Source organism: Agromyces albus (assembly GCF_004134825.1).
Lineage (GTDB): Bacteria > Actinomycetota > Actinomycetes > Actinomycetales > Microbacteriaceae > Agromyces > Agromyces albus.
Map to the genome: position 1 here is coordinate 1 of NZ_SDPN01000062.1, position 16,770 is coordinate 16,770.

Consider the following 16,770-nt stretch of genomic DNA (forward strand, 5'->3'; position numbering starts at 1 on the left):
CGGCGGCCGCGCCCGCGCCGGCAGCGGCATCCGTCGCCCAGCGCTCCGCGAGCACGGCGGGGCACGGTGCGCGCCGTGCGCCCGAGCCGGCGAATCCCTACGCCGGCATGGGCATCGTCGGCGACGCGAAGCCGGCCTTCGAAGACCTCGACGCGGTGCTCCGTCGTCGCCGGCAGGCCGGCTGAGAAATCCGGTCGACGCGACGGGCGCCGTCCGAACCAGCCGCCGGGAAATGATAGGCTCTTTCTCGCTCGGGCCCATGGCGCAGTTGGTAGCGCGTCTCGTTCGCAATGAGAAGGTCGGGGGTTCGAATCCCCCTGGGTCCACCGAGTGAAACGCCCGAGATCGCGAAGATCTCGGGCGTTTCTTGGTTGTCCTCGCCAAGAGCCGGCTCACTCTCGTCGCCGACACAGCCGCCTGCGCACGGTCGCACGTGCAGTGATGAAGCGAAGAGGCGTTCCCTCGGCTTCGGCTTGATCGAATTCGTCCTAGTCGGCGAGCAGATGTTTGACGCGATCTCGAATCGCGGGGCGCTCCGGACGAATGCGGAAACTGATGGGGAGATCGCGGGATGCCTCATCGGGAACCTCGACCCGGAGGGCGTCCGGGTCCCGGCGATAGGTGAGCTTCGGGCGATTCGGCCCGACGAGGTCGACGCGCTGAATGTCCGTCGGCAGCAGACTGAGGTCGCTTCCGAGTGAGCGGATCTGGATCTCGGTCCCGGTGACGGGCCCGAGCACCGTCGCGAACAGGTCACCTCGAGCTGTCGTGAAGCGGATGTCCCGGTCGGTGAAGGCCTGGCGCTGGGTATCGGTGAACTCCCCCTCGGCGACCGCGGTCGGACCCTCGCCCGGAACGATCCATGGTCGCGTGCCATAGACGGCCTCACCGTTGACGGCGAGCCACGACCCGATCGTCTCCAACAGCGCGACTTCCTCCGCGGGGATGGTCCCATCCGCTTTCGGACCGATGTTGAGCAGCAACGCCCCGTTCTTCGACACGATGTCCATCAGGTCGCCGAGGAGATCGAGAGGACGCTTCCAATGCTGAGGTTCGACGTGGCTCCACGAGGTGGTCGAGACTGAGGTATCCGTCTGCCAGAATTCGGGTCGAATTCCAGCGAGCTGGCCGCGCTCGACATCGAAGATCGCTGTGCCGGGCTTGAAGGCGTCGAACTTGTAGTTGATCGCGACGTGCTGGCCCCATTCCTCGGCGCGTGTGTAGTAGTAGGCGGCGAAACGGCGGAGATAGGGTTCGAAGGCCGGCTGTTCGATCCACCAGTCGAACCAGACCAGTTCTGGTCGATGTCGGTCGACGAGTTCGCACGTCCGCACGAGCCAATCTTCCAGAAAGGCCGTGGTCGGCTGGGTCTCTTCCCGTGCCGCCGGGCCGTAGAGGTCGAGGGCACCCGGATCGTCGACGTCAGACGGAAAAGAACGGCCGCCGTTGAAGAAGAACCAATGTTCGGCGCGATGGGAGGAGACCCCGAACGTCAGCCCTTGTGCTCGCACCGCTTCGGCGAGCTCGCCGACGACATCGCGCTGAGGGCCCTGATCTGCGGCGTTCCACCGGGACAGTGCCGTCTTGTACATGGCGAAGCCGTCGTGGTGTTCAGCGACGGGTACGACGAAACGTGCTCCGGATCGGCTGAATATGCGTGCCCATTCGTTCGGGTCGAATCGCTCGGCGCGAAACATCGGCACGAAGTCCTTGTAGCCGAACACCTGCTGGTCGCCATAGGTGGCGCGGTGATGATCGTATTCCGGAGTCCCGACGCGATACATGTTCCGCGGATACCACTCGCTCCCGAAAGCAGGCACGGAGTAGACGCCCCAATGGATGAAGATCCCGAACTTGCCATCGACGTACCAGGGCGGAGGGGCGATCAGCAGATCGTTCCACTCGGTCGAGCGGGACCCGGCGGCGATGACGCGATCGATTCCGTCCAGTCGGTTGCGGCGGTTCGCATCGTCCAGGGCGTCCATTGCACTCCTTCGTGACTGCGGCTGCCTCGGATCGACCGCAATTTCACCTGCAAACGTAGAGTAAAGATCTAACCAATTCAACTCAACGCCCGCCGATACGGATGCAGATCATGCCGCTAGAGCTCGGGATCCGGCGCTTGAGGGCGGCACCCGATGCAATATGCATCCGATGACTTCCGCAGATCCTCTGGCAAGTTGTCATACCAATTGGAGTGAAGCGGTGCGCTCCGGCCAGGCGGAGACGCCGACGCCGGCCGGGAGCCCGCGGTGATGTCCGACCCGCGCGCGGTCCTCAAGCAGCTGTCGGGCGCGCCCGATTCAGGCACCCGCCGCTCGTGAGTCGACTGCATCGACGGGCGTGCCCTCCGGCAGCGGCGCCTCGCCGATGCCGGTGATCGAGGTGAGGGTGGGATGGCCCCGATCGAGCAGTGCCGCATCGCTGCCGGGCTCGTGCTCGGCGTCCGTGTCGGCGACGGTCATCCGCACCTCGCCTTCGCCATGCTCGGTCGCGGTCGTCTGCACGATACCGAATGTCGCGAGGGTCGCGGCCAGCAACGGCCGGTCGGCCGCGTCGGGCTCGTTCGGCACGTTGAGGTTCAGCACCGTGCCCTGGGGGCTCGCGAGCAGCGACGGCAGCACCGAGCGGGCGAGTCGCGCGGCGACGTCCCAATGACAGGTCAGCGGGTGCATGCCGACGTCGAGCGACACCGCGAGTCCGCGGGCTCCGTTCGCGCCGCCGGTGAGCGCCGCGCCGACGGTGCCGGAGTGGAGCACCGCGCGCCCGACGTTGGCACCCCGGTTCACTCCCGAGAGCACGGCGTCGGGCGGTGCACCGAATGCGCCGTGCGCGGCGATCAGCGCGATGAGCGCCGGCGCGGCACGCACCGCGAAGCACGGCACGGCGAGTCCCTCGATCTCGCGCGGCTCCATGTGGATGCGGCCGTCCGACTCGGCTCCGAGGATCGACGCGCTGCTGCCGCTCGACTGGTGAGCCGGCCCTGCGACGACGACATCGAGTCCCTCGGCGATCGCGCTCGCGGCGAGCGCGTGGAGTCCGGGCGAGTCGATCCCGTCGTCGTTCGTGATGAGCACCCTCATGCGCGATCGACCTCCACTCGAGCGGCGAGGTCGTCGGGCGAGAGCCGGCCGCCGTTGTCGATGCCGAGCTCCCGCACCTCGACGTCCTTGCTGAGACGGCGGATCGCCTGACCGTCGCCCGTTCCGAGGCCGTGGCGGGTCACGTTGAGCGCGCCTGCGGCGGCACCGAGCGCCACGGCATCGCGAAGGGAGTGCCCCTGGGCGAGTGAGGCGGCGACCGCTGCGGTGAACGAGTCGCCCGCGCCGCTCGAATCCACCTCTTCCATCACGGGGACGTGCACCGAGACCGCGGTGTCGCCCTCGACGAGGAGCGTGGGGTGGCCGGCGCGCGTGACGACGACGCTGTGTGCTCCCTTCGCCTTGAGGTGCAGTGCTGCCGCGATGAGCGAATCCGTCGAGGTGTCGGTCACCGCGCCCGATTCGAGCAGTTCGCTGTCGCTCACCTTCGCGAGACGTACCCCGCCCGCGAGCGCTGCGGCGAGCCTCGACCCTGCGAGGTCGACGACGACGAGGCGGCCGGCAGCATGGAGGTCGGACGCGAGGCGACGGTAGACATCGTCGGGCAGCACCTCCTCTTCGCCGGAGGGGCCGCTCAGCAGCACGAGGTCCGCGTCCATCGACTCCCGGAGCGTGATCGCGTAGAGCTCGTCGAGATCGTGGCGCGACAGGGGGTCGCCCGCGAGCTCGGCGATCGCCGTGCGCTCACCGCTTCGGCGGTCGTGCACGTAGGCGGCACCGCGTCCCTCGCGCCGCACCGCCTGCACGTTGATGCCCTCGTCCTCGAGCAGGTGCTGCACGATCCGGCCTGCCTCGCCGGTGAGTGCGGCGCACAGCGTGACGGTGCAGTCGAGCGTGCGCAGCATCCGTGCCTGCCACACACCCTGGCCACCGGCGTGGAGGTGCAGGTCGGTGCCGCTCGCGTCGCCTTCGAGCGTGACCGTCAGGAGCGGTGACGGGGCGAAGATCATGACATTCGGCATGAGAATCCTCTCCTCGTGTTCGACGCTACGACGACCGGCGCCGCCTCCGCTACGGGGTTTCGGTCCGAATCGCCGGGGGAATATGATTCGGCCGGTCCGAGTGCTCCCGCGTCGTTCAGGCCCGTCGTCGTGCGGGCGTAGGGTGGAGACGATGACCGAGTCGCCGCTCACGCAGGAGATCCCGCTCACCCCCCAGAAGCGCTGGCGCGCGTACTGGGTCTGCGTCGCCGTGGCGGCGCTCACCATCCTCGACCTCTCGAAGGTCAACGTCGCGCTGCCCTCGATCGAAGAGGCATTCGGGTCGACCTCGACCGAGCTGCAGCTCATCGTGTCGGGCTATGTGCTCACCTTCGGGCTCACCCTCGTTCCCGCCGGTCGCGTCGGCGACCAGCGTTCGCGCCGCAACCTGTTCGTGATCGGCCTCACGCTCTTCACGATCACGAGCCTCGCGTGCGCAGTCGCCCCGAACTCCGCGGTGCTGCTCGTCGCCCGGCTCCTGCAGGGCGTCGCCGCCGGCATCCAGATGCCGCAAGTGATCGGGCTCATCCAGCAGCTCTTCCAGGGCCCCGAGCGAGGCAAGGCCTTCGGGCTCTTCGGTGCGACCATCGGCATCGCGACCGCGTTCGGCCCGACCCTCGGCGGACTCGCGATCGCCATCGGCGGCCCCGAAGACGGATGGCGCGGCATCTTCTGGATGAACGTGCCCCTCTCGATCGTGGCCATCGTGCTCGCGCTCCGGCTGATCCCCGAGACCCGCACGAGGTCCTCGCGGCCACTCTCGCTCGACCCGATCGGCGTGCTGCTCTTCGGGGTCACCGTTGTGGCGCTCATGTGGCCGTTCCTCTTCACGACGGGTTCGCCCGCCGACAACCCCGACCGGTGGTGGCTGCTCGTGGTGTTCGTGCTCGGGGTCACGGGCTTCATCGCGTGGGAGCGGCACTACGCGGCATCCGGAAGCCATCCGCTCGTTCCCCTCTCGCTGTTCAGCGTGAGTTCCTTCCGCAACGGCACCGTGCTCGCGAGCGTGTTCTTCGCGGCGATGCCGTCGTCGTTCCTGCTCACGACGCTCTACCTGCAGCACGGCCTCGGCATCGCGCCGGTGTTCGCCGGCATGGTGAGCATCGGCTACGCGCTCATGAGCGCCGTCTCGTCGTGGATGGGCGGCAACCTCGTGAACCGGCTGGGCCGCCCGCTCGTGGTGTGGGGCCTTGCGATCCTCCTGGCGGGCACGGGCCTGCAAGTGCTCGCGGCACTCGTCACGCCGCCGGCCATGACGCCGTGGGCGATGGCTGCGGCGATGGTCATCGGCGGCTTCGGCACCGGACTCGTGATCTCGCCGAACCAGACCCTCACGCTCACCGACATCCCGGTCAGGCAGGGCGGGCTCGCCGGCTCGGTCGGCCAGCTCGGCCAGCGCATCGGCACTGCGGTCGGCACCGCCGTGACCCTCTCGCTCTTCTACTCGACGATCTACCGCGAGAACGGCAGTGCAGAGGGCGCGGATCTCGGGGTCTACCACGACGCCTACGGGGTCGGCATGCTCGCGGTCGCGATCTTCGTGGCGGTGGCGCTCGCGGTGGGCATCGCCGACCTCGGCGCGCGGCGCCGGCAGCGTCGCTCGCTCGCCTGATCATTCGGTCGAGCGGATGCCGCGAAGCGCGGCACTTCAGCGGATCGCGAGTATTCGCGCCCGCTCGTCCTTCGCGAAGTGCTCGATCGCCGCACGAAGGGCGACCCGCGGCATCGTCGGTGCGTGACGTTCGACGTACGCGGTGAGTCGAGCCGCGTCGAGGTCGCCGGCCGCGCGGAGCACCCACCCCAGCGCCTTCTGCACGAACGGCTCGGGATCCTCGGCGAGCAGCTCGGCGAGCGCATACGCGTCGTCGAGCTCGCCTCGTTTGAGGAACGCGAAGGTCGCCACGAGGGCGGTGCGTCGCTCGGGCCAGAAGGCGGATGCCGCGAGGCGGTAGAGGGGCGATCGGTCGCGGTCGACCAGGTGCCGGCCCACGACGTCTCGCGCCGCCAGGTCGACGAGGTCCCACTGGTCGATACGGTCGTGCCTGCGCAGATAGAGGTCGTAGAGCTCGGCGCGCCGGGACTCGGGAGTCTTCGCGCGGGCCGCCGCCTTGCCCATGATGCTGCACGCGAGTGCACGCACCTCGTGGGCGGGTCGCTCGAGCAGCGCCTCGAGCTCCGAGGCGGGCAGGTCGAGCGCCGTCTTGGCGAGTTCGAACACCGCACCCATCCGGACGCCGAGGAACGGGGCGTCGGGATCGGGTGCGAAGTAGCGAGCGTACTTCGCTCGCTCTTCGTCGTTCGCCATCGCCTCGAGCGTCGCGGTGAGCGTTGCGGCATCCGTCACCGGCCCAGCGTACGACCGCGGCACGATCGCGGGGAAGCGTGCCGCCCGATCGGCCTCGCCGCCGTCAGGCCGCGAGATGCGCGGCGGGGGCCAGCAAGCCGATGAGCTCGGTCGCCGAGAGCTCCCGACCGAAGGCGGGGTGACCGGGCTCGAGTGCCCGGCCGTTGGCGAGGGGCCCGCCGTCGACGGCGTCGAAGCCGATGGCGTCGATGAGGCGGGCGATGACCGCGCGCGCCTCGTCGTCGTCGCCGACGACCGCGAGCGCACGGCGGAGCGGCGCGCCCGGGGGGAGGCTGTCGTCCTCCATCTCGTGGTAGCCGAGGTGGTTGAACGACTTCACGACGCGAGCGCGAGGGTTGCGGGCGGCGTTCAGCTCGCTCGTGGAACGCGGGTCGTCGTCGACCTCGGCGATGTTGCCGTCGACGGGCGGCCAGTAGTTCATGGCGTCGACGACGATGCGGCCGTCGAACTCGTGCCACGGCACGGAGGCGGCCTTACCGAATGGCACGGAGACGATGATGACGTCGGCGCGGGCGGCGAGCTCATGCGGCGTCGCGACGACGGCACCGGGAGCGACGACGCCGACCAGCAGGTCGAGTGCGGTCTGGCGGGGTGAGCCGGCGATGAGCACCTGGTGCCCGGATGCCACGAACAATCGTGCGAGCGCGGTTCCCACCTTGCCCGCACCGATGATGCCGATGACCGGCCGGTTCGTCACGTCGAGCACTCCATTCCCTTCGAGTCTGCTCCGATCGCTGCTGTTCTGCTCGGATCGATGCGTTGACATCAAGAACGCGCCGCGCGGTGACCGCATTCCCGCGCGGGTGCGCCGCGGCATCCGTCGCACCACACCGGCGCGCGGAGGGTGGTCGGAGCGCCCTGCGGGGAATAGTCTCTGCCTTGCAGGGGTTCCGCTTGAACATGCGTACGTATGGAGACGCGGAGATGGAGCAGGGGATGCCGCAGCACTACGAATTCGGTCTCGACACGTTCGGCGACGTGACGGCAGGCCCCACCGGAGAGCATCTGGCACACGCGCAGGTGCTCCGCAACGTCGTCGAGGAGGCCGTGCTGGCCGACCGGCTCGGACTCGACTTCTTCGGCATCGGCGAGCACCACCGTGAGGACTTCGCGGTTTCCGCGCCCGAGGTCGTGCTCGGCGCGATCGCGAGCCGAACGGAGCGCATCCACCTCGGCTCCGCCGTCACGGTGCTCAGCTCCGACGATCCAGTGCGCGTCTTCCAGCGCTTCGCGACGCTCGACGCGCTCTCGGGCGGCCGCGCCGAGGTGATCCTCGGGCGCGGTTCGTTCACCGAGTCGTTCCCGCTCTTCGGCTTCGCGCTCAACCAGTACCAGGAGTTGTTCGAGGAGAAGCTCAATCTCTTCTCCGAGCTGCTGAGCCAGGAGCCCGTCACATGGACGGGCGAGCTGCGTCCGCCGCTCACCGGCCAGCGCGTGTACCCGCCCGTGGAGCACGGCACGCTGCGCACGTGGATCGGCGTCGGCGGCAGCCCCGAGTCGGTCGTGCGCGCGGCGCACTACGGATTGCCCCTCGTGCTCGCGATCATCGGGGGCAGCCCCGCCCGGTTCGCTCCGCTCGCCGACCTCTACCGGCGCGCCCTCGAGCAATTCGGCCATCCGCTGCAGCCCGTCGCCGTGCACTCGCCGGGCTTCATCGCCGACACCGATCGTGAGGCGCTCGACACGTTGTGGCCGCACTACAAGGTGATCATCGATCGCATCGGCCGCGAGCGCGGCTGGGGGGCAGTCACGCGCGAGCACTTCGAGGATGAGGCGGGGCCGAACGGCGCACTCTACGCCGGTTCGCCCGAGACCGTGGCCAAGAAGATCGCCGCGGCGATGCGTGCGATCGGCGCGAGTCGCTTCGACCTGAAGTACTCGAACGGCACGCTGCCGCACGAGGCGATGATGGGCAGCATCGAGCGCTATGCGTACGAGGTCGTGCCGCGGGTGCGCGAGCTGCTCGCGGTGGCCGACGAGGCCGACGACGAGCTCGACGCGGTCGCTCGAGGCGATCGAGCGGATGCCGCGGCCGCAGCCGAGCATCCCGCCGAGTAGCCCACAGCCCACGGCGCTTCTGCGTGGCGGTCGTGCCTCGATCAGGCCGTCGCGCGTGCCCGTCGCCGCAGGACCGCGGCACGGAACCACGCGGCATCCGGCATGCGGGCCAGAAACGTGCCCGCGATGATCGTGATGAGCACGTAGCCCGCGGCAAGCGGGGCGAGCGCCGGCGCGACGCCGGCGCCGACCGCGAGTCCGGCGATCACGATCGAGAACTCTCCGCGCGGGGTGAGGGAGAAGCCGGCGCGCCATTGGCCGAGCGTGCCCACGCCCGCCCTGCGGGCGGCGTAGGCGCCCGTGATGAGCTTGGTTGCCATCGTCACGGCCGCGAGGGCGAGGGCCGGCAGGAGCATGGAGATGAGCTCGGCCCAATTGGTCGTGAGCCCGAAGAAGACGAAGAAGATCGCGGCGAAGAGATCGCGCAACGGGGTCAGCACCTGGCTCGCGTTCGTCGCCACCCGGCCCGACAGGGCGATGCCCACGAGGAACGCACCGACCGCTGCGGAGACATTCACCTCGGCGGCGATGCCGGCGACGAGCATCGTGAGGCCGAGCACGCCGAGCAGGAGCGGCTCATGTTCATCGGCCGGGAAGGCCCGCGACACGATGTGCCCGTGCCGGAGCGCGATGTAGAGGATGAGCGTCACGACGCCGACGGCGATCGCGACCGAGATCGCTCCCTGCAGGAGGCTCACTCCGATGACGATCGCCGAGAGCACCGGCAGGTAGAAGGCCATCGCGAGGTCTTCGATCACGAGCACCGCGAGGATCGCCGGCGTCTCACGGTTGGAGAGGCGGCCGAGATCGCGGAGGAGCTTCGCGATCACCCCCGACGACGACACCCAGGTCACCCCGGCGAGTGCGACCGCGGCGACGGGCCCCCAGCCGAGCAGGAGCGCGAAGGCCGCTCCGGGAAGCGCGTTGAGAGCGAAGTCGACGAGCCCGGCGCTGCGGGCAGAACGAAGGCTCCCGACGAGCTCGGGAGCCGTGTACTCGAGTCCGAGGAGCACGAGCAGCAGGATGACGCCGATCTCCGAACCCGTCTGGAAGAACTCCTCGCTCGCGGCGAGCGGCACGAACCCGCCGTCGCCGAACGCGAGACCGAGCACCAGGTAGAACGGGATCGGCGAGATGCCCGTGTACACGGCGACTCGTCCGAGAATGCTCATGCCGAGGAGCAGCGCGCCGACTTCGATGAGGAGCAGCGTGGTCTCGTGCATGACCGCCGCCTCAGCCTGGGCCGTTGGAGAGCAGTCGTGCTACTCCGTCGAGTCCTTCACGGGTCCCGACGCCAACGATGACGTCGCCTGCGCGCAGCGGCTCTGCCGGCGTGGGGGAGGGGATGATGGCGCCGTCGCGCACGATGGCGACGATCGATGCGTGCGTTCGCGTGCGCGCCTTGGTCGCGCCGAGCGTGCGATTCAGGTACGGCGAGTCGGTCGGCAGCGCGATCTGCTCGGTGTAGAGCCCCGCGGTCTCGTCGCTCAGGCTCGTGAGGCGGCTCAGCATGACGGAGGCGCCGAGCACGTCGGCGAGGGCTGCCGCCTCATCGTCGTTCAGGGGGATGGAGTCGCGGCAGGCGTCGGGATCGTCGACGTCGAAGATGCCGAGGTCGCGCTCGCCGTCGCGATGCGAGACCACGCTGATGCGACGACCGCGTTCGGTGACGAGATCGTGGCGAACACCGATCCCGGGCAGATCGACCTTCTCGATGTGAATACCCACGAATCCAAACTACCAGCGTTGGGAAGGTGCGACGCCGAGCGCGTTCAGCGATCCGCCACAGCGCGCGTGCGCATCTCGAGCACCGGAGTCCCACCATCCTCGGAGAATTCGAACGAGACCCGCAGTTCGCCGAGTTCGGCGAGGGAACCGGCGTGTGTGCCCCCGCACGGGATGCGCGCCGTGCCGCCGGGCAGCTCGCACACCCACGAGCGGCGGTCGGTGAGACCGTCGCCCGAGCCGTCGCGTTCGACCCGTACGACTGCGCCGGATTCGGCCCACTCGGCGAGCGTCGCCTCGACGGATGCCGCGAGCTCGTCGAGCGCCCCGTCGAGACCCGTCGCGTCGAATCCGGCTCTGCGCAGCGACTTGTTCAGGCGGTAGCGATCGACGGATCCGTCGGGCAGGATGCGGCTCGTGTCGATCGCGATACCGTCGAAATCGGGGTCGCCGAGCGCGTCGGTGCGGGCGGGCTTCGACCAGCGCCCGGCGAGGGCGTGGTTGAGGGCGAGCGAGGCGACGTGGCACGCCGTGTGCCCGATCGAGAGCGAGCGACGCACCGCGGCATCCGCTTCGATGCCGACCTCGTCGCCCTCGGCGATGGCAGCGCCCTCGTCGAGGAGGTGGGCGACGACGAACGCCCAGCCCTCGGTGCCCTTGCGCACCGGGACCTCGGCGCCGAGGAACAACTCGGTGCCGTCGCTCGCGGCGACCACGGCATCGACCACGGGGAAGGCCGTGCCGCCCGAGCGGATCACGCCGGTGTCAGCAGGCTGGTCGGGCCACGCGGCATCGACCGGGTGGAAGCTCGTGACGTCGGTGATCACGGCGAGACGCCCCTCGCCCGCGGCGGCGACGTGCAGCACCCGGGCCCGCGCCTCGACGGCGCCATCGGGATAGGTGACGCGCGTGTCGCGCGTGGGCAACGTCATCGAGCGGTCAGACGCCGTCGCCGCGCCCGAGGATGGTCGCCGGGATCGCCACCGCGAGGGTGACGCACATGATGCCGGCGAAGAACGCGATCGCCTGGATGCCGGGCAGTTCGGGCGCCGTTCCCATCAGCCACATGCCGATGACGAACAGCCCCATGGCGATGAAGAATGCGACGACGTTCACAACGACCTCCAAGTGCTGGTGCGACGCTCGCCGCGCCCGCCAGTCTAGCGGCCGGCCTCGGAGCCCGGCAGGGTCAGCCGTCGAGCGGCCCGAGCCACGCGTTCGCCACGGTCGAGTGCGCCGACTCGTCGTCGGAGGGGTGGAAGACGCCGGCGAGCACGTCGCGGTAGAGCCGTCCGAGTTCGGAGCCCGCGAAGTACGTCGACCCGCCTGATGCGCGAACCGCCTGGTCGACGACGTGCTTGGCCGTCTCGGTCGCGCGCACCTTCACGCCGACGAGCTTCGCGAACCACAGGGGGCCGTGGTCGACGAGCTCGTCGAGATCGCGGGCGACCTGGAGGAGCTGCGGCTCGATCGCGTCCTGGGCGATTGCGGCATCCGCGATGCGCCAGCGGATATCGGGATCCTGCGAGAGCAGCCTGCCGTCGTACTTCATCGACGTGCGCCGGTGCGCCGAGGCGACCGCCAGGTCGAGCGCCCTCGCGCCGATGCCCGCGTAGACCGCGGCGAGCAGCAGCTCGAAGCTCGCGAAGATGCCGAAGACGAGCGGGTCGGCGTTCGGGCCGGGGTCGAGCCGACGCACGATGCGATCGGATGCCGCGAACGCACCGTCGAGCACGGTCGTGCGGCTCTGGCTCGCGCGCATGCCCATCGTGTCCCAGTCGTCGAGGATTCGAACGTCGGGGTCGTCGCGGTCGATGAACCCGTAGACGATCTTCGGCGCATCGGCGGAGGTGGAGTCGAGGCCCATGGTGCCGAGGCGAGTCCAGGCGGGCGAGAGCGACGTGAAGATCTTCCGCCCCGAGTACCGATAGCCGCCATCGGCCTGCGGCTCGGCCGTCGTTCGCGAGCCGAAGAGCATGAGGTCGTTGCCGGCCTCGCTGATGCCGAAGCCGAACACCTCGCCCTGGCCGGCCTCGCGCGACAGGAAGTCGAGGGTGTCGTCGCCGCGGTCGCGGAGCACCTTCGCGACGCCCGTCCACACGAGGTGCATGTTGACCGCGAGCGCCGTGGCGGGCGCCGCGCCGGCGAGCCGCATCTGCGCTCGCACGGCATCGGCGATGCTCCATCCGAGGCCGCCGTGCTCGACCGGCACGAGGGCGGTGAGGTAGCCCGCCGCTCGGAGCTCGGCGAGGTCTTCGGTGAAGAAGGCGTTGTCGCGGTCGTAGCCTGCCGCCCGCTCGCGGATGCCGTCGAGCAGGTCGTCGTGCAGCAGGGTCTCGGGCGTCAGGGTCTCGGGCGTCGCGCTCACGCCGCCAGACTACGCCCCGATTGTGCCGCCGGCCGAGGGAGCCACGGGCGCCTCCGGGCGGCCGCGGGAACCGCGTCGACGGCGCGTCGAGACGACCACCACGACGATGACGATCGCCGCCACGATGGCCAGTGCGAGCAGCCACGGCAGCATCACGCCGATCGCGACGCTGAGCCCGGAGATGAAGGCGACGAGGGCCGTCCACCCGGCGACGACCCCGCTCCAGAAGTCGTCGGGCGCGGGATCGGGCGCGACCTCCTCGGTCACGAGCTCGAGCGAGAGCGTCGAGAAGTCCACCTGGTCGACGAGCCAGTCGCGTTGCTGCGTCAGGCTGTCGAGCTCGGACTGGCGCATCGTGAGCTCCGACTCGATCGCGATGAGGTCGGCGATCGAGGTGGCCTCCGCCATGAGCTGGCGCAGCCGCCCGGTCGACGAGGTGAGCGCGTCGATGCGTGCATTGAGATCTTTGCGCTGCTGCTCGACGTTCGACGATTCCTGCGAATACGAGTTCACGGCGCCGAGCCCGCGCAGCTCGCCGAGCACGGCTTCGAGCTTGTCTGAGGGCACACGCAGCACGAGCGAGGCGCGCGCCGGCTGGGTGTCCGTGCCGGGCGTCTCGGTGCGACTGTCGACCCGGCCGCCGGCCTGCTCCACGAGGTCTGCCGCCTCCTCGGCGGACTCGACCGGATCGTCGACGGTGATCGACACATTGCCGGTCGTGATCATGCTCTGGTCGTCCAGCTGGGCGTCGAACTCGGAGGTGGCGGCGCCGTCTTGCGACTCCGACTCCGGCGCGGGCGCCATTTCGCGAGAGGGCGCCTCGACGGCTGGTTCACCTCCAGACCCGCTCGTGTCCGGAGCGAACGAGCAGCCGGCGAGGAGCACGGCGAGGATCGCGGCCGCTGCCGCCACAGGTGCGAGTCGTCTCATGCGCTCACTGTATTCCCGGGCGGGAATCGGATGTCTGGACCCGTGCTGGGAGTCCGGTCACGATCGGATTGCGCTTCGCTGTGAGTCGTCGAACGGCCCCAACGTTCCACGTGAGCCGTGCGTTCAGCGGAGTCGTTCGCCGCCGCCATGCGGCGTGCCGATCAGTCGTCGTCGGGATCTCGACCCGTGCGCTCACCGGTCTCGAGCGTCGCGATCGCGGCGAGATCTGCTGCGTCGAGCGCGAAGCCGAACACGTCGAGGTTCTCGCGGATGCGCGCGGCCGACGACGCCTTCGGAATCACGACGTTGCCGAGCTGCACGTGCCACCGCAGCACGATCTGCGCCGGGGTGCGGTCGTGCTTGGCGGCGAGATCGTCGAGCAACGGCGTGCCGAGCACTCGCCCGCGGGCGAGCGGTGACCACGCCTCGGTGCGGATGCCGTGCGCCGCGTCGAACGCGCGCAGTTGCGATTGCGGCAGCCACGGATGCAGCTCCACCTGGTTCACGACCGGAGCGACGCCCGTCTCGCCGACGATCCGCTCGAGGTGGTGAGGATGGAAGTTCGCGACGCCGATCGATCGCACGCGCCCCTCCTGCTGCAAGCTGACGAGCGCACGCCACGTCTCGACGTAGCGGTCGGTCGAGGGCACCGGCCAGTGGATCAGGTAGAGATCGAGCGACTCGAGCCCGAGCCGGGCCATCGAGTCGTCGAAGGCCCGCAGGGTCTCGTCGTAGCCGTTGTCGTCCTTCCACACCTTGCTCGTCACGAAGAGCTCCTCGCGCGGCACGGGCGCGGCGCGCATCGCCTCGCCGACCTCGCGCTCGTTGCCGTAGAACGCGGCGGTGTCGAGATGGCGGTAGCCCAGTGCGATCGCGTCGAGGCTGAGGCGCGCGGCGTCCGCTGGCGGCACCTTGTAGAGGCCGTAACCGAGCTGCGGGATGCTGTGGCCGTCGGCGAGCGGCAGCAACGGGGCCATGGGAAGGGGAGGCTGCGACATCCGTGCTCCTGGGTCAGCTGGGGGTGACGGGCACCGGTTCGGTGTCGGGGATCGGGCTCGCGTCGCGGCCACGGAGGTCGGGATGCCAGCGACGGGCGAGCACCGGCACGACGACACCGACGAACGCGAGCACCCCCGCGGCCCAGAAGGCGCCGACCGGGCCGTAGCCGTCGATGAGGAAGCCCGCGAGGGCCGAGCCGAGCGCAGCGCCGATGAGCTGGCCGGTGCCGACCCATCCGTAGGCCTCGGCGGTGTCGGAGAACTTCACGCTCGCCGAGACGATCGCGAAGAGCACGGCGAGCGCCGGGGCGATGCCGATGCCGGCGATGAAGAGGGTGACGGCGAGCCACCAGAAGTCCATCGAGAACGCGGCGAGCGCGGTGCCGGCGAACACGATGAACATGCGGCGGGCGGTCGACCACGGGCCGATCGGCACGTGACCGAGGAACAGCCCGCCGGCGAGGCTGCCGATCGAGAAGATTCCGAGCACGATGCCCGCGTTCGCGCCGTCGTGCCCGAAGACGGCCACGACGCCCGCCTCGATCGCCGCGGCCGCGCCGATGAGCAGGAAGCCGACGACCGTCGCGAGCAGCACGGGCGGTCGCGTGAGCACGACGCCGAGGCGGCGCTTCGAGCGAGGGATGCGCACCCGCCCGAGTTCGGGCGAGGCGATGAACCACGTGCCGCCCCCGATCATGATCGCCGCGGCGAGGAGGATTCCCCACTCGGTGCCGATCTGCGTCGAGACGAACGTGGTCACGACCGGCCCGACGACCCAGATGATCTCCTGCGCCGAGGCGTCGAGGGAGAACAGCGGCGTGAGTTGCCGGGAGTTCACCATCTTCGGGTAGATCGTGCGCACGGCCGGCTGCACCGGAGGGGTCGAGAGCCCGGCCGTGAATCCGATCGCCATGTAGAGGGGAACCGTGAGCGGCAGCACCGCGATGGCGATCACGGCCGCGACGCACACGAGCAGCGTGGTGACGAGCACCGGTCGCATGCCGAGCTGGCCCATGAGGCGGCTCGTGAGGGGGCCGGCGATGGCCTGGCCGATCGAGGTCGCCGCGAGCACGAGGCCGGCAGCCCCGTAGGAGCCGGTCTGCTGCTCGACGTGCAGGAGGAATGCGAGTGAGAGCATGCCCGAGGGGAACCGTGCCGCGAGCTGGGCGGCGATGATGCGTGCGACGCCCGAGGTCTTGAGCAGTTCGGAGTAGCTTCCCACAATCCGACCACTCTATCGACGCGGATGCCGCGGATGACGTCAGCTCGCGAGCACCTTGGCGATGCGCTGCGGCGACACCGTCTCAGCCGTGCGGAGCTCCTGCGCGAAGAGGCCGACACGGAGCTCCTCGAGCATCCAGCGCACGCGCACGAGATGCTTGGGCGCCTCAGGGTCGATCGGCATCGTGCCGCCGGCGGCTTCGAAGGTCGCGAGCGGCCCTTCGAGTTGGTTCATCGCCTGGCGGTCGCGACCGGGGTTCTCGACGAGTTTGCGCACGCGCACGGCGATCGCCTCGAGGTAGCGCGGCAGATGCCGTAGTCGCTCGATGCCCGTGGCCGAGACGAAGCCGGGCGTGATGAGCCCGCCGAGCTGCTGCCGGGCGTCGCCGAGCGCCGACATGAGCTGGATGCTCGCCGCTCGCGAGATGGCACGGTCGGCGTCGCGCGACGCCGTGAGGATGCGCGCCACGAGCGCGACCGTCTCGAACATCCGCTCCATGATGGTCGCGGCGACGGCATCGCGCACAGCGTCGAACTCGGCTCGCGTGCGCAGCAGCCCGTCGGCGTGACGACTGCGCAGTTCCGCGTCGACGCACGCTGCGAGGCAGTCGTCGAGCAGCGCGCGGGTGCTGGCATATGGGCTTGCAGCGAGCGAGAGCTTCTCCTCGTTCGAGAGATGCTCCTGCACGTAGGCGACGGGCGACGGCGTGGCGAGTACGAGCAGCCGACGGATGCCGCGGCGCGACGCCCGATCGCGTTCCTCGACGGTCGCGACGAGGCGCAGCGCGACCGACGAGCCCTCGTCGACGAGCGCCGGGTAGGCGCGGATGACGTTGCCGGCCTGCCGCGTGTCGAGGTGCGCCGGAAGCTCGTCCCACTCCCACGACGTGATGCCCGCGCGCTCGACGCCGACGGCTGCACGCCCGTCGTCGCCTTGGGAGCCGGCATCGCCGGCGCCGACCGCACGTGCCCCGGGCGCTCGCCTGGCCGCAGCGACGGGCTTGCCCTTGGGAGCCGGGGCCGC

Annotated in this window: 16 protein-coding genes, 1 tRNA gene and 1 pseudogene; 4 read left to right on the forward strand and 14 right to left on the reverse strand. The window is 69.9% G+C overall.

Annotated elements, in window-relative coordinates:
• Together ESP51_RS20735 and ESP51_RS19085 are read left to right on the forward strand one after the other, a co-directional pair.
• Positions 1-185 (forward strand): annotated as a pseudogene (locus ESP51_RS20735) (hypothetical protein); the annotation flags it as partial.
• Positions 186-253: 68 nt separating this feature from the next.
• Positions 254-326: transfer RNA gene (locus tag ESP51_RS19085), tRNA-Ala, on the forward strand.
• Between the two features lie 162 nt (positions 327-488).
• Here ESP51_RS19085 and ESP51_RS19090 read toward each other — a convergent pair.
• The 3 genes from ESP51_RS19090 to ESP51_RS19100 all read right to left on the reverse strand — a co-directional run bounded on the left by ESP51_RS19090 (position 489) and on the right by ESP51_RS19100 (position 4,063).
• Positions 489-2,066, reverse strand: a complete 1,578-nt coding sequence (locus ESP51_RS19090) for an alpha-L-fucosidase (protein WP_241843266.1) — start codon at positions 2,064-2,066, stop codon at positions 489-491.
• Positions 2,067-2,303: 237 nt separating this feature from the next.
• Entirely contained in the window at positions 2,304-3,083 is a 780-nt protein-coding gene (surE, locus tag ESP51_RS19095) for a 5'/3'-nucleotidase SurE (protein WP_129522472.1), read from the reverse strand.
• Positions 3,080-4,063 carry a PfkB family carbohydrate kinase gene (locus ESP51_RS19100; protein WP_206737366.1) on the reverse strand — a complete coding sequence of 328 codons (984 nt, stop codon included), beginning with the start codon at positions 4,061-4,063 and terminating at the stop codon, positions 3,080-3,082. Before ESP51_RS19100 ends, surE begins: the two co-directional genes overlap by 4 nt.
• 151 nt (positions 4,064-4,214) lie before the next feature.
• Between ESP51_RS19100 and ESP51_RS19105 the strand changes: the two genes are divergently transcribed.
• Positions 4,215-5,693 (forward strand): MFS transporter, encoded by a 1,479-nt coding sequence (locus ESP51_RS19105; RefSeq protein ID WP_129522473.1) that lies wholly within the window; start codon positions 4,215-4,217, stop codon positions 5,691-5,693.
• A gap of 36 nt (positions 5,694-5,729) precedes the next feature.
• Here the strand turns inward: ESP51_RS19105 and ESP51_RS19110 are convergent, their stop codons facing one another.
• The gene (locus ESP51_RS19110; RefSeq protein WP_206737367.1) at positions 5,730-6,425 is read right to left on the reverse strand and encodes a DNA alkylation repair protein; all 696 of its coding nucleotides are present in this window, start codon (positions 6,423-6,425) and stop codon (positions 5,730-5,732) included.
• Between the two features lie 64 nt (positions 6,426-6,489).
• Positions 6,490-7,143, reverse strand: a complete 654-nt coding sequence (locus ESP51_RS19115; RefSeq protein WP_241843267.1) for an NADPH-dependent F420 reductase — start codon at positions 7,141-7,143, stop codon at positions 6,490-6,492.
• Between the two features lie 239 nt (positions 7,144-7,382).
• Here ESP51_RS19115 and ESP51_RS19120 point away from each other — a divergent pair, with 239 nt between their 5' ends.
• Positions 7,383-8,504, forward strand: coding sequence for an LLM class flavin-dependent oxidoreductase (locus ESP51_RS19120; RefSeq protein ID WP_129522475.1), 1,122 nt, complete (start codon positions 7,383-7,385; stop codon positions 8,502-8,504).
• A 41-nt stretch (positions 8,505-8,545) separates the two neighbouring features.
• Here ESP51_RS19120 and ESP51_RS19125 read toward each other — a convergent pair whose 3' ends face one another.
• From ESP51_RS19125 to ESP51_RS19160, 9 genes are all read right to left on the reverse strand, one after another.
• Positions 8,546-9,727, reverse strand: a complete 1,182-nt coding sequence (locus ESP51_RS19125) for a cation:proton antiporter (RefSeq protein WP_129522476.1) — start codon at positions 9,725-9,727, stop codon at positions 8,546-8,548.
• Positions 9,728-9,737: 10 nt separating this feature from the next.
• Positions 9,738-10,232: a cation:proton antiporter regulatory subunit gene (locus ESP51_RS19130; protein WP_129522477.1), complete on the reverse strand. Its 495-nt coding sequence runs from the start codon at positions 10,230-10,232 to the stop codon at positions 9,738-9,740.
• Positions 10,233-10,276: 44 nt separating this feature from the next.
• Positions 10,277-11,161, reverse strand: a complete 885-nt coding sequence (locus ESP51_RS19135) for an alanyl-tRNA editing protein (protein WP_129522478.1) — start codon at positions 11,159-11,161, stop codon at positions 10,277-10,279.
• A 7-nt stretch (positions 11,162-11,168) separates the two neighbouring features.
• Positions 11,169-11,345 carry a hypothetical protein gene (locus ESP51_RS20740; protein ID WP_164990604.1) on the reverse strand — a complete coding sequence of 59 codons (177 nt, stop codon included), beginning with the start codon at positions 11,343-11,345 and terminating at the stop codon, positions 11,169-11,171.
• Positions 11,346-11,418: 73 nt separating this feature from the next.
• Positions 11,419-12,576, reverse strand: coding sequence for an acyl-CoA dehydrogenase family protein (locus ESP51_RS19140; protein WP_129522486.1), 1,158 nt, complete (start codon positions 12,574-12,576; stop codon positions 11,419-11,421).
• 30 nt (positions 12,577-12,606) lie between these two features.
• The gene (locus ESP51_RS19145) at positions 12,607-13,527 is read right to left on the reverse strand and encodes a DUF4349 domain-containing protein (RefSeq protein ID WP_129522479.1); all 921 of its coding nucleotides are present in this window, start codon (positions 13,525-13,527) and stop codon (positions 12,607-12,609) included.
• A 161-nt stretch (positions 13,528-13,688) separates the two neighbouring features.
• On the reverse strand, positions 13,689-14,525 hold the full coding sequence (locus ESP51_RS19150; protein ID WP_129522480.1) for an aldo/keto reductase: 837 nt from the start codon (positions 14,523-14,525) through the stop codon (positions 13,689-13,691).
• A 13-nt stretch (positions 14,526-14,538) separates the two neighbouring features.
• Positions 14,539-15,747, reverse strand: coding sequence for an MFS transporter (locus tag ESP51_RS19155; protein WP_129522481.1), 1,209 nt, complete (start codon positions 15,745-15,747; stop codon positions 14,539-14,541).
• A 39-nt stretch (positions 15,748-15,786) separates the two neighbouring features.
• On the reverse strand, positions 15,787-16,770 hold a 984-nt coding region (locus ESP51_RS19160; protein WP_129522482.1), incomplete at its 5' end, for a DUF3418 domain-containing protein.

Coding starts and splice junctions, on each gene's coding strand:
- surE (WP_129522472.1), bottom strand. CDS start 3,083: ATGAGGGTGCTCATCACGAACGACGACGGGATCGACTCGCCCGGACTC.
- ESP51_RS19100 (WP_206737366.1), bottom strand. CDS start 4,063: ATGCCGAATGTCATGATCTTCGCCCCGTCACCGCTCCTGACGGTCACG.
- ESP51_RS19105 (WP_129522473.1), top strand. CDS start 4,215: ATGACCGAGTCGCCGCTCACGCAGGAGATCCCGCTCACCCCCCAGAAG.
- ESP51_RS19120 (WP_129522475.1), top strand. CDS start 7,383: ATGCCGCAGCACTACGAATTCGGTCTCGACACGTTCGGCGACGTGACG.
- ESP51_RS19125 (WP_129522476.1), bottom strand. CDS start 9,727: ATGCACGAGACCACGCTGCTCCTCATCGAAGTCGGCGCGCTGCTCCTC.
- ESP51_RS19135 (WP_129522478.1), bottom strand. CDS start 11,161: ATGACGTTGCCCACGCGCGACACGCGCGTCACCTATCCCGATGGCGCC.
- ESP51_RS19145 (WP_129522479.1), bottom strand. CDS start 13,527: ATGAGACGACTCGCACCTGTGGCGGCAGCGGCCGCGATCCTCGCCGTG.
- ESP51_RS19150 (WP_129522480.1), bottom strand. CDS start 14,525: ATGTCGCAGCCTCCCCTTCCCATGGCCCCGTTGCTGCCGCTCGCCGAC.